This window comes from Klebsiella sp. R445, assembly GCF_051131755.1.
Lineage (GTDB): Bacteria > Pseudomonadota > Gammaproteobacteria > Enterobacterales > Enterobacteriaceae > Klebsiella > Klebsiella lignicola.
In genome coordinates, this window is sequence record NZ_CP180446.1 from 4,565,854 (window position 1) to 4,577,254 (window position 11,401).

Annotated in this window: 12 protein-coding genes; 8 read left to right on the forward strand and 4 right to left on the reverse strand. The window is 54.6% G+C overall.

The features are described from left to right. Nucleotides 1-280: 280 nt before the first annotated feature. From upp to ACMYSN_RS21580, 3 genes are all read left to right on the forward strand, one after another. Entirely contained in the window at nt 281-907 is a 627-nt protein-coding gene (gene upp, locus ACMYSN_RS21570; protein ID WP_123755352.1) for a uracil phosphoribosyltransferase, read from the forward strand. A 97-nt stretch (nt 908-1,004) separates the two neighbouring features. After that, entirely contained in the window at nt 1,005-2,294 is a 1,290-nt protein-coding gene (gene uraA / locus ACMYSN_RS21575) for a uracil permease (protein ID WP_123755351.1), read from the forward strand. Nucleotides 2,295-2,388: 94 nt separating this feature from the next. Next, nucleotides 2,389-3,090, forward strand: a complete 702-nt coding sequence (locus ACMYSN_RS21580) for a DnaA inactivator Hda (RefSeq protein ID WP_123755350.1) — start codon at nt 2,389-2,391, stop codon at nt 3,088-3,090. A 48-nt stretch (nt 3,091-3,138) separates the two neighbouring features. On the opposite strand, the gene arsC is transcribed toward ACMYSN_RS21580, so the two are convergent. After that, entirely contained in the window at nt 3,139-3,498 is a 360-nt protein-coding gene (arsC, locus tag ACMYSN_RS21585; RefSeq protein WP_462496114.1) for an arsenate reductase family protein, read from the reverse strand. Between the two features lie 9 nt (nt 3,499-3,507). Continuing rightward, the gene (gene bepA / locus ACMYSN_RS21590) at nt 3,508-4,971 is read right to left on the reverse strand and encodes a beta-barrel assembly-enhancing protease (protein ID WP_123755348.1); all 1,464 of its coding nucleotides are present in this window, start codon (nt 4,969-4,971) and stop codon (nt 3,508-3,510) included. Between the two features lie 226 nt (nt 4,972-5,197). On the opposite strand from bepA, the gene ACMYSN_RS21595 reads away from it, so the two are divergent. After that, nucleotides 5,198-6,265, forward strand: coding sequence for an AI-2E family transporter (locus tag ACMYSN_RS21595; protein WP_462496115.1), 1,068 nt, complete (start codon nt 5,198-5,200; stop codon nt 6,263-6,265). Between the two features lie 81 nt (nt 6,266-6,346). On the opposite strand, the gene bcp is transcribed toward ACMYSN_RS21595, so the two are convergent. Further along, a complete protein-coding gene (gene bcp / locus ACMYSN_RS21600) occupies nt 6,347-6,817 on the reverse strand; it encodes a peroxiredoxin (RefSeq protein ID WP_462496116.1) in 471 nt (156 codons plus the stop codon). A 3-nt stretch (nt 6,818-6,820) separates the two neighbouring features. Next, nucleotides 6,821-7,390, reverse strand: a complete 570-nt coding sequence (locus ACMYSN_RS21605) for a glycine cleavage system transcriptional repressor (protein WP_462496117.1) — start codon at nt 7,388-7,390, stop codon at nt 6,821-6,823. Between the two features lie 153 nt (nt 7,391-7,543). Here ACMYSN_RS21605 and dapA point away from each other — a divergent pair, with 153 nt between their 5' ends. The 4 genes from dapA to ypfJ all read left to right on the forward strand — a co-directional run bounded on the left by dapA (nt 7,544) and on the right by ypfJ (nt 11,391). Further along, nucleotides 7,544-8,422: a 4-hydroxy-tetrahydrodipicolinate synthase gene (dapA, locus tag ACMYSN_RS21610; protein ID WP_462496118.1), complete on the forward strand. Its 879-nt coding sequence runs from the start codon at nt 7,544-7,546 to the stop codon at nt 8,420-8,422. Between the two features lie 16 nt (nt 8,423-8,438). Continuing rightward, nucleotides 8,439-9,473, forward strand: coding sequence for an outer membrane protein assembly factor BamC (gene bamC, locus ACMYSN_RS21615; RefSeq protein WP_123755343.1), 1,035 nt, complete (start codon nt 8,439-8,441; stop codon nt 9,471-9,473). 211 nt (nt 9,474-9,684) lie between these two features. After that, nucleotides 9,685-10,398, forward strand: a complete 714-nt coding sequence (gene purC, locus ACMYSN_RS21620; protein WP_123755342.1) for a phosphoribosylaminoimidazolesuccinocarboxamide synthase — start codon at nt 9,685-9,687, stop codon at nt 10,396-10,398. 120 nt (nt 10,399-10,518) lie between these two features. Continuing rightward, entirely contained in the window at nt 10,519-11,391 is an 873-nt protein-coding gene (ypfJ, locus tag ACMYSN_RS21625) for a neutral zinc metallopeptidase (RefSeq protein ID WP_462496119.1), read from the forward strand. The last annotated feature ends 10 nt before the right edge of the window (nt 11,392-11,401 follow it).

Below are 11,401 nucleotides of genomic sequence, written 5' to 3' on the forward strand. Positions count from 1 at the left end.
CTTGTGCGGGGTTTTTTTTATTCTGTTTTATACCCGTCATACTTCAAGTTGCAGGTGCGTTGGCTTCCTCGCTCACCCCAGTCACTTACTTCAGTAAGCTCCTGGGAATTCCCTCTGTCGCCGCCTTCCTGCGACTCGAATTATTTAGGGTATATACTGGTTCAGGCAGCGTAAAGCATTTTGGTTGATCCCGGTCAAACATATCGGCTATGGCGCAAATGGAAAAAAGCGGTATAATCCCGCGATTTTTTTTGTGGCTGCCCCTCAGAGGAGAAAGAGAATGAAGATTGTGGAAGTGAAACACCCGCTCGTCAAACACAAGCTGGGCCTGATGCGTGAGCACGACATCAGCACCAAACGCTTCCGTGAACTTGCCTCAGAAGTAGGGAGCTTGCTGACTTATGAAGCGACCGCCGACCTGGAAACAGAAAAAGTCACCATCGAAGGGTGGAATGGTCCGGTAGAAGTCGAGCAGATCAAAGGTAAGAAAATCACCGTTGTGCCGATTCTGCGTGCGGGTCTGGGCATGATGGAAGGGGTTCTGGAGCACGTACCGAGCGCGCGTATCAGCGTGGTGGGTGTTTACCGTGACGAAGAAACCCTGGAGCCGGTTCCTTACTTCCAGAAGCTGGTGTCAAACATCGATGAGCGTATGGCACTGGTGGTTGACCCGATGCTGGCAACTGGCGGTTCGATGATCGCCACAATCGATCTGCTGAAAAAAGCAGGCTGCTCCAGCATTAAGGTGCTGGTGCTGGTGGCGGCGCCGGAAGGTATTGCCGCACTCGAGAAAGCGCACCCGGATGTGGAGATGTACACCGCTTCCATTGACCAGGGCCTCAACGACCACGGATACATTATTCCGGGACTCGGCGATGCCGGCGATAAGATTTTTGGTACCAAGTAATTGAATGAATAATAAGAAGCCGACTTTAAGAGTCGGCTTTTTTTTGAATAAAACAAAATCACAGCAACTAATCACACGACTCTCAGAGGAAAACGTTATGACGCGCCGCGCAATCGGGGTGAGTGAAAGACCGCCGCTTTTACAGACAATTCCACTTAGTTTACAGCATCTGTTCGCTATGTTTGGCGCAACGGTCCTGGTCCCGGTACTGTTTCATATCAACCCGGCCACCGTTCTGCTGTTTAACGGCGTCGGGACTCTGCTGTATCTCTTCATCTGTAAGGGCAAAATCCCGGCCTATCTGGGCTCGAGCTTTGCGTTTATCTCGCCGGTACTGCTGCTGCTGCCGCTGGGTTATGAAGTCGCGCTCGGTGGCTTTATTATGTGCGGCGCGCTGTTCTGCGTGGTCTCCTTTATTGTCAAAAAAGCGGGAACCGGCTGGCTGGACGTGATGTTCCCGCCTGCCGCAATGGGGGCGATTGTCGCGGTCATTGGTCTGGAGCTTGCGGGCGTGGCGGCCAACATGGCCGGTCTGTTACCGGCTGACGGCCAATCACCGGATAGCACAACCATTATTATCTCGATGGTCACGCTGGGCGTCACGGTGTTTGGTTCGGTGCTGTTCCGTGGCTTTATGGCGATTATCCCGATTCTGATTGGCGTGCTGGTTGGCTACGCGCTCTCCTTCGTGATGGGCGTTGTCGACACCACGCCGATTGCACAAGCGCACTGGTTTGCTCTGCCAACCTTCTACACCCCGCGCTTTGAGTGGTTTGCGATCTTCACCATTCTGCCGGCGGCGTTGGTGGTCATTGCTGAGCACGTCGGTCACCTGGTGGTAACGGCTAACATCGTTAAAAAAGATCTGATCCGCGATCCTGGCCTGCATCGTTCGATGTTTGCCAACGGTTTGTCGACGATGATCTCCGGCTTCTTTGGATCGACGCCAAACACCACCTACGGTGAAAACATCGGCGTTATGGCTATCACCCGCGTGTACAGCACCTGGGTCATCGGCGGCGCGGCTATCTTCGCGATTCTGCTCTCCTGCGTGGGCAAGCTGGCGGCGGCCATTCAAATCATCCCGCTGCCGGTGATGGGCGGCGTGTCGCTGCTGCTGTACGGCGTGATTGGCGCATCCGGTATTCGGGTGTTGATCGAATCGAAAGTGGATTACAACAAGGCGCAGAATTTGATTCTGACCTCGGTGATTCTGATCATTGGCGTGAGCGGCGCGAAGGTGCACATTGGCGCGGCGGAGCTGAAAGGTATGGCGCTGGCGACGATTGTCGGCGTTGGCCTGAGCCTGATCTTCAAATTGATCAGCGTCCTGCGTCCGGAAGAGGTGGTTCTGGATGCAGCAGACAGCGAAGATGTAAAACATTGATCCTTCAACCGGGTGGCGATCCCACCCGGTTCTCACCTGGCCTTCTTCGTGCTAAACTCTTCGCGTTTTTCTGTAAGCCTATGATGAGGTCCATCTGAACGCACCGGCACAGCTCTCTTTGCCACTGTATCTTCCCGATGATGAAACTTTCGCGAGTTTTTGGCCGGGTGATAATCCCTCTCTTCTTGCTGCGTTACAGAACGTGCTGCGGCAGGAACATAGCGGGTACATCTATATCTGGTCACGTGAAGGCGCGGGGCGCAGTCATCTCTTACATGCCGCCTGTGCGGAGCTTTCCCAGCGCGGCGATGCGGTGGGCTATGTTCCACTGGATAAGCGTACGTGGTTTGTTCCGGAAGTGCTCGATGGAATGGAGCAGCTGTCGCTGGTCTGTATTGATAACATCGAGTGCGTGGCCGGCGATGAGCTATGGGAAATGGCGATCTTCAATCTGTACAACCGGATCCTCGAGTCGGGAAAAACCCGTCTGTTGATTACCGGTGATTGTCCGCCGCGACAGCTGAACCTTGGGCTGGCAGATCTGGCGTCACGCCTTGACTGGGGGCAGATCTACAAACTGCAGCCGTTGTCAGATGAAGACAAACTGCAGGCGCTACAGCTGCGTGCGCGCCTGCGTGGTTTCGAGATGCCGGAAGACGTCTGCCGTTTTCTGCTTAAACGCCTCGATCGTGAAATGCGCTCGCTCTTTATGACGCTCGATCAGCTCGATCACGCGTCTATCACCGCCCAACGTAAACTGACCATTCCTTTCGTGAAAGAGATCCTCAAGCTGTAGCGGTCTCTCTTTAATGCTTGCGCCATCGTTGCGATGGCGCTTGGCCTGTTAGCTGACGATTTCCAGAACCTGCTCCGGCGGCCGGCCGATACGCGCCTGACCATGGCTGACGACCACCGGTCGTTCCATCAGCTTTGGATTGTCGACGATGGCCTGAATCAGCGCATCTTCACTCAGCTGCGGGTCGGCAAGATCCAACGATTTATACAGATCCTCTTTCTGACGCATCAGTTCGCGGGCGCTGACCATGCCGAGCATTTTCAGCAGCTGGCGCAGGGTGGCAGCATCCGGCGGCGTCTCCAGATAGAGCACCACTTCAGGATCGATGCCGTTAGCTTTCAGCAGGCTTAAGGTATCACGGCTCTTGGAGCAGCGAGGGTTATGGTAGATTTTTACCGCGTCAGACATCGGGTCTCCTTACATTTTTTGATAGGGGCGGAATCGTTCCTGCAGCTGACGTAGCTGGTCGATACGTGCATCGTAACGAGCCTGCTGCAAACTGCCCAGTTTCACCTGTGAGCTGGCGCTGCTCAGCAGCGTAATCGCCTGGTCGAGCTGGCCGACCAGCGCCATGCCTTCCGCACGCGCCGCCAGCTCCTGATCGCGATGGCCGAGCGCCGCTTCAGACTGGGCCAGCAGATCCCACCCGTTGGTGTCGTCTTTGTAGTTAAAGGTGTAGCGGTTGAGGATGGTCGCCGCCTGCGCCGGCTGAGCGCCCTGCAGGTAAGCGTTGGCGAGGTTCAGCTGCAACACCGGATTGGTGCGAATTTCTTTGGCGTTTTTCAGCCGGTTGATGGCATCGGCCGTTTTCTTCTGCCCAAGGTCGATATCGGTCGCCAGGTCGAGATACCAGGCATTTTGCGGATCGGCGCTCAGCAACGGCTGTAGCGTTTTGCGTGCCAGATCGTAATTGTTGCTTCCCATCGCCAGCAGCGCCCGCCCGTACTGGGCAGCATGCTGTTCACGAATATTGCCTTTGGCCCACGCGTTGAGTAAATCATCCCCGAGCTTATTGGCCCCGGAGTTATACATTCCCAGGGTTCTGGCCTTAGCCAGGTAGAAATCGGCGGAAGACTGAACCACCACCGGTCGCATCTGGTTCGCACGGTTACGGGCGTCCGACAGACGGCTTTCCGGCAAGGGGTGAGTCAGCAGCATTTCAGGCGGGCGGGTGGAATAGCGCGACTCATCGAGCAGTTTGCCCATAAAGGCTGGCATCGCTTGCGGATCAAAGCCGGAACGCTGTAGCACCTGAATCCCGATGCGGTCGGCTTCTTCTTCGTTCTGACGGGTAAAGCTGATCATCCCCTGCTGGGTGCCTGCCAGCGTGCCGGTAAGGGCTGCCATACCCGCCTGTGGGCTGGCCATCGCCAGCAGGATAGAGCCCAGTGCGCCGACCCACGTCAGCGGGGCATTGCGTTTTTGGTCTTCCATCGCGCGCGCCAGGTGGCGCTGGGTGACGTGTGAGATTTCGTGCGCCATGACCGACGCCAGCTCGCTTTCGGTATCCGAATAGCGGAACAGGGCGGAGTGCAGCACGACGTTGCCCCCGAAGAAGGCGAAGGCGTTAATCTGGTCGTTATTGATCAGGTAAAAGTGAAATGGGGTCCGCACGGAGTTAGCGTGTGACACCAGGCGCATACCTAAGCCATTGATATATTGCACCAACAGGGGATCGTTAATCAGCGGCGCGCTACCGCGCAGCTGACGCACATAGTAATCCCCCATTTGCAATTCCTGGCCAATGGAGAGGGTGCTTCCAGCAGAGGTGCCCATATCTGGCAGGGTATCTGCGGAGTCCGCAAAAGCCGGCAAAATTGAACCCAGCGTCAGTGACGCTATGACGGTTGCCACCAGCGTTTTCTTTAACTGCCTGAACATAACCTCTGTCCTGTAATGTGGGTGTGCCAGTTTGACCGATAGGGCGGCGTAATGTTCCGTATCCGCGCGTCCTGCGAGTTTAGCTGGCGCAGAGGCTATTGAAAATATGATCTTCGTGCGAGCGTGAATGTTTGTGGCTTTGCTAATAAAAGCGAAGTCTTTCAGGTGACATTTAGATACAATTCCCTCGGTTTTTTTGCCGCTATGCGCTTCAGGGAAGGGTTTTATGCTTGAGATGTTAATGCAGTGGTATCGTCGCCGGTTCAGCGATCCGGAAGCGATAGCGCTGCTGGTTATTTTGTTGGCTGGTTTCGGCATCATGTTCTTTTTCAGCGGCCTGCTGGCGCCCTTACTGGTGGCGATTGTGCTGGCGTATTTGCTGGAATGGCCGACCGTCAGACTGGAGCGTGTCGGGTTTTCGCGCACCTGGGCGACCTCGTTTGTCCTGATCCTGTTCGTTGGCGTGCTGCTGCTGATGGCGTTTGTGGTGATGCCGGTGGCCTGGCAGCAGGGGATCTATCTGATCCGTGATATGCCCGGGATGCTCAATAAACTCTCCGACTTTGCCGCCACGGTCCCTCGCCGTTATCCGGCGCTGATGGATGCCGGCATTCTCGACGCCATGGCGGACAATATGCGCAGCCGCGTGCTGACCATGGGCGATTCAGTGGTCAAATACTCTCTGGCCTCGCTGGTTGGTTTGCTGACCCTGGCGGTCTATCTGGTGCTGGTGCCGCTGATGGTTTTCTTCCTGCTGAAAGACAAAGAGCAGATGCTGAATGCCGTGCGTCGCGTGCTGCCACGCAACCGCGGTCTGGCAGGGCAGGTGTGGAAAGAGATGAACCAGCAGATTACCAACTATATCCGCGGTAAAGTGCTGGAGATGATCGTTGTCGGCGTGGCAACCTGGATCGGCTTTATTCTGTTTGACCTCAACTACTCGCTCTTGCTGGCGGTGCTGGTGGGTTTCTCGGTGTTGATCCCCTACATTGGCGCCTTCGTGGTGACCATTCCGGTGGTCGGTGTGGCGCTGTTCCAGTTTGGCGCAGGCCCGGAGTTCTGGAGCCTGTTTGCGGTCTATCTGATTATTCAGGGGCTGGACGGTAACCTGCTGGTTCCGGTGCTGTTTTCCGAAGCCGTGAACCTGCACCCGCTGGTGATTATTCTCTCGGTGGTCATCTTTGGGGGATTGTGGGGCTTCTGGGGCGTGTTCTTTGCGATTCCGCTGGCGACGCTCATCAAAGCGGTGGTACACGCCTGGCCAGATGGCCTGGTGGTGGAAGAAGAGAAGTAGGGCTTTACGCGGGATAACCGTGGTTAAAATAGACGCCGGAACGATGAATCGCGGTCCGGCGTCCTGATATCAGGTGAACGGTTAGCCGTTTTCTTTCAGCCAGTTCAGTACGATATCGTGGTGATTACTGGTTTTAAAGTTATCAAACACGTGCTCGACTTTACCGCTGGTGTCGATCAGGAAACTGATGCGGTGGATGCCATCGTAAGTTTTCCCCATAAACGTTTTTTCGCCCCAGACGCCAAACTGCTCACATACCTGATGATCTTCATCAGACAACAGCGTGAAGTTCAGCAACTCTTTTTCGGCGAAACGGGAGAGTTTTTCCGGTTTATCAGTACTGATCCCCAGAATCTCAACGCCCGCTTTCTTTAAGTCATCCATGTTATCGCGCAGGCCACAGGCCTGAACGGTACAACCCGGGGTCATGGCTTTCGGGTAAAAATAAACCAGAACACGCTGTCCCTGGAAGTCGGTCAAATTTACTTCCTCGCCGTCCTGGTCCGGTAAGCTAAATTTCGGTGCAATATCACCGGCTTTCAGTGGATTCATTACTCAAACTCCATCCTGTTCATCATGCTGTGAATAATTAACGATATTAATACTGCCTTGTGCATTCAATTCTGTACATAGGGCTTTGAACGCTTGTTCGATATTTGATGCATTTTGTGTTGCGGGACTGTGAGCGGTTATCTGAATAAACAACTGCGCTGACTCGTCATCACCGCTGACCTGGGTACGAGAAACCAGCTCGGCGATATTCATATTCCACGCATCGAACAGGGCAGTGAAACGTTCGATAATGTGTGGTGAGTCCGGTACCTCAACCTGGACCCAGACGGTGTTTGGCATGGCTTGCGGAGGACGCGCGGTTGTACGCTTCATTACGATCAGCAAATCCAGCTCGGCGCCTTTTAATGGCAGGGTCGACTCGATAAGCGTAATCGCGTTCCATGAACCTGAAAGCAGCATGATAAACGTAAACTCGTCACCAAGCATGGCCAGCCGGCTGTCTTCGATATTACAGCCGCAGCTGCTGACGTGGCGGGTGATAGTGTTCACGATGCCGGCACGGTCAACGCCCAAAGCGGTAATAACCAGATAGTGTTGTAATGAGGCGGTCAAACCTGTTCTTCCTTTAAAAAGGTGAGGTAACATTAGGAAAGCATAAAAAAAACCGGCATACAACATCCCTGATGGCGTCGGGTCTCTTGCTTTTATTACGGCACCAAACGTAACATTGAGAATCTTGTTGCACTTCTGCTCTGAGGATGGCCCATGTTCACGGGAAGTATTGTAGCGCTTGTCACGCCGATGGATGAAAACGGTAACGTCTGCCGGTCAAGCCTGAAAAAACTGATTGATTACCATGTCGCCAGCGGAACCTCGGCGATCGTTTCGGTAGGGACTACCGGAGAATCCGCAACCCTGAGCCATGAAGAGCATGGCGATGTCGTCATGACGACGCTTGAACTGGCTGACGGACGTATCCCGGTTATCGCGGGTACCGGTGCAAATGCAACCGCAGAGGCTATCAGCCTGACCAAACGTTTTAACAATAGCGGTGTTGTAGGTTGCCTGACGGTCACCCCTTATTACAACCGTCCGACCCAGGAAGGGCTGTTCCAACACTTTAAAGCTATCGCAGAACACACCGACCTGCCGCAAATTCTGTATAATGTGCCGTCCCGTACTGGCTGCGATATGTTGCCGGAAACCGTCGGTCGCCTGGCGGAAGTAAAAAATATTATCGGTATTAAGGAAGCGACGGGGAACTTAAGTCGTGTTCATCAGATCAAAGAGCTGGTTTCAGATGACTTTATTCTGTTGAGCGGCGATGATGCCACCGGAATGGACTTTATGCAGCTTGGCGGTCATGGCGTGATTTCCGTTACGGCGAACGTGGCGGCTCGCGACATGGCTGATATGTGCCGTCTGGCAGCTGAAGGCCAGTTCGCGCAGGCTCGTGTAATAAACCAGCGTCTGATGCCATTGCATACAAAATTATTTGTCGAACCCAACCCGATTCCCGCTAAGTGGGCATGTAAGGCGTTGGGTCTTGTGGCAACCGATACGCTGCGCCTGCCGATGACGCCGATTACCGAAAATGGTATTAAGGCCGTCACTGCAGCGCTGAAGCATGCCGGTTTGCTGTAAAGTTTAGGGAGATTTGATGGCTTACTCAGTACAGAAGTCGCGCCTGACGAAGGTTGCGGGCGTTTCATTGGTCCTGCTTCTCGCGGCTTGTAGTTCCGATTCACGCTACAAGCGTCAGGTTGGAGGCGACGAGGTCTACCTGCAAGCTGCGCCGCTCAGTGAAATTCACGCACCTGCTGGCATGATTCTGCCGGTTCAGGTGAGTGATTATAATATTCCGGTCGCGACCAGCACAGGCGCCGTGGGTAAAGCGCTGGACATTCGTCCACCTGCTCAGCCTCTGGCACTGGTGAGCGGTGCTCGCACTCAGTTTAACGGTGATACCGCGACGCTGATGGTTGAGAACGGTCGTAGCGGTTCGCTGTGGGCCCAGGTGACCAGCATCGTACAGTCAAAGAACTATGTCATCACCAAACGTGACGATGCCAGCCAGACGCTGAATACCGACTGGGTGGAGTGGTCTCGCCTCGATGAAGACCAGCAGTACCGTGGTCGCTATCAAATCTCAGTGAAACCGCAGGGCTATCAGCAGGCGGTGATTGTGAAGCTGGTGAATCTGGAACAGGCTGGCAAACCGATCTCCGATCCGGCATCGCTGCAGCGCTACAGCACCGCGATGCTGAACGTCATCTCCGAAGGTCTGGATATGAACGCCACCAGCGCGCAGAACGCGGCGCAGAAAAATGCCGGCGCGACATTCGACGTGCAGAGCGCTGCCGACGATACTGGTCTGCCGATGCTGGTTGTGCGCGCACCGTTTAACATGGTGTGGCAACGTCTGCCGGGTACCCTGGAAAAAGTGGGCATGAAGGTTACCGACAGCACCCGTTCGCAGGGTAGCATGGCGCTGACCTACAAGCCGCTGTCTGACAGCAGCTGGCAGGAACTGGGCGCTCGCGACCCAGAGCTGGTTTCTGGTGACTACAAACTGCAGGTCGGTGACCTCGATAACCGCAGTAGCCTGCAGTTCATCGATCCGAAAGGCCATACGTTGACCCAGTCGCAGAACGACGCGCTGGTTGCCGTATTCCAGGCAGCATTCGCTAAGTAATAAACAAGGGCTGGAGTAATCCGGCCCTTTTTCATGTATAGTGACGCAAACGTGTGCGTATACACTAAATCCTGCAATTTGCTTCGTAGTTGGTCGCTTTCGTTGTTGACGAAGTTGTCGTTCCATTGCCGCGTCGAGGTAACCTGAATGATTTGGTGTATAGGCGAAAAGCGCAATTTTTATCGTCTATATCTTCACTGGAGTAACAAAGATGCAAAAGCAAGCTGAGTTGTATCGTGGTAAAGCGAAAACCGTTTACAGCACCGAGAATCCGGATCTGTTGGTACTCGAATTCCGTAACGATACATCAGCAGGTGATGGCGCGCGCATTGAGCAGTTCGACCGTAAAGGCATGGTGAACAACAAGTTTAACCATTTCATTATGAGCAAACTGGAAGAAGCCGGCATCCCGACCCAAATGGAAGCCCTGCTCTCTGATACCGAATGCCTGGTGAAAAAGCTGGATATGGTTCCGGTGGAGTGCGTTGTCCGTAACCGTGCGGCTGGTTCGCTGGTGAAACGCTTGGGCATTGAAGAAGGGATTGAGCTGTCGCCACCGTTGTTTGACCTGTTCCTGAAAAACGATGCGATGCACGACCCGATGGTCAACGAATCCTATTGTGAAACCTTCGGCTGGGTCAGCAAAGAGAACCTGGCGCGCATGCAGGAACTGACCTTCAAAGCCAACGACGTGCTGAAAAAACTGTTTGATGACGCCGGTCTGATCCTGGTCGACTTCAAGCTGGAGTTTGGTCTGTTCAAAGGCGAAGTGGTGCTGGGTGATGAATTCTCCCCGGACGGCAGCCGCCTGTGGGACAAAAATACCCTCGACAAAATGGACAAAGATCGCTTCCGTCAGAGCCTCGGCGGCCTGATCGAAGCCTATGAAGAAGTGGCCCATCGTCTGGGTGTGAAGCTGGACTAAATATCTCTCCGCCAGAAGACCGTCCGGTCTTCTGGCGTCTTCCTGTTGTTTCCTGTGGTAATTTTCCGCTTAACGGCCTACGATCTCTTCTATTCGAGAATGAAAGAGATAGAGGTTCCTATGCGTTGGCAAGGGCGTCGTGAAAGCGATAATGTTGAAGACAGGCGAAATAGTTCAGGCCCATCAATGGGCGGCGGCGGTGGCGGTTTTCGTCTGCCCACGGGTAAGGGCGGGATCGTACTGCTGATTATCGTGCTGGTGGCCGGCTACTACGGCGTGGATTTAACCGGCATGTTGACGGGCGAGCCGATCGGCCAGCAGCAAACGACCTCCCAGCATTCTGTCAGCCCGCAAGACGATGAAGCCGCTAAATTTACCTCGGTGATCCTGGCGACCACCGAAGACACCTGGGGGCCGCTGTTTGAAAAGATGGGGCGTCAGTATGTCAAACCGAAGCTGGTGCTCTATCGCGGCGCCACGCGGACCGGATGCGGAACCGGCCAGTCGGTAATGGGACCGTTCTATTGCCCGGCGGACAGCACCGTCTATATCGACCTGTCGTTCTACGACGAAATGAAGAATAAGCTCGGTGCGGATGGCGACTTCGCACAAGGGTATGTCATTGCGCACGAAGTAGGCCACCACGTGCAAAAGCTGCTGGGGATTGAGCCTAAAGTTCGCCAGATGCAGCAGCAGGCATCGCAGACCGAAGTGAACCGCCTGTCGGTTAAGATGGAGCTTCAGGCCGACTGCTTTGCTGGCGTCTGGGGCCACAACATGCAGAAACAGGATATCCTGGAAACCGGCGATCTGCAGGAAGCGCTGAATGCCGCAGAAGCCATCGGCGACGATCGTCTGCAGCAGCAGAGCCAGGGTCGCGTGGTGCCGGACAGCTTCACTCACGGTACCTCTGAACAGCGTTACACCTGGTTTAAGCGCGGCTTTGATAGTGGCGAACCGGCACAGTGCAATACTTTCGGTAACTCGCTCTGATCGCGACAGT

Coding starts and splice junctions, on each gene's coding strand:
- upp (WP_123755352.1), top strand. CDS start 281: ATGAAGATTGTGGAAGTGAAACACCCGCTCGTCAAACACAAGCTGGGC.
- uraA (WP_123755351.1), top strand. CDS start 1,005: ATGACGCGCCGCGCAATCGGGGTGAGTGAAAGACCGCCGCTTTTACAG.
- arsC (WP_462496114.1), bottom strand. CDS start 3,498: ATGTCTGACGCGGTAAAAATCTACCATAACCCTCGCTGCTCCAAGAGC.
- bepA (WP_123755348.1), bottom strand. CDS start 4,971: ATGTTCAGGCAGTTAAAGAAAACGCTGGTGGCAACCGTCATAGCGTCA.
- ACMYSN_RS21595 (WP_462496115.1), top strand. CDS start 5,198: ATGCTTGAGATGTTAATGCAGTGGTATCGTCGCCGGTTCAGCGATCCG.
- bcp (WP_462496116.1), bottom strand. CDS start 6,817: ATGAATCCACTGAAAGCCGGTGATATTGCACCGAAATTTAGCTTACCG.
- dapA (WP_462496118.1), top strand. CDS start 7,544: ATGTTCACGGGAAGTATTGTAGCGCTTGTCACGCCGATGGATGAAAAC.
- bamC (WP_123755343.1), top strand. CDS start 8,439: ATGGCTTACTCAGTACAGAAGTCGCGCCTGACGAAGGTTGCGGGCGTT.
- purC (WP_123755342.1), top strand. CDS start 9,685: ATGCAAAAGCAAGCTGAGTTGTATCGTGGTAAAGCGAAAACCGTTTAC.
- ypfJ (WP_462496119.1), top strand. CDS start 10,519: ATGCGTTGGCAAGGGCGTCGTGAAAGCGATAATGTTGAAGACAGGCGA.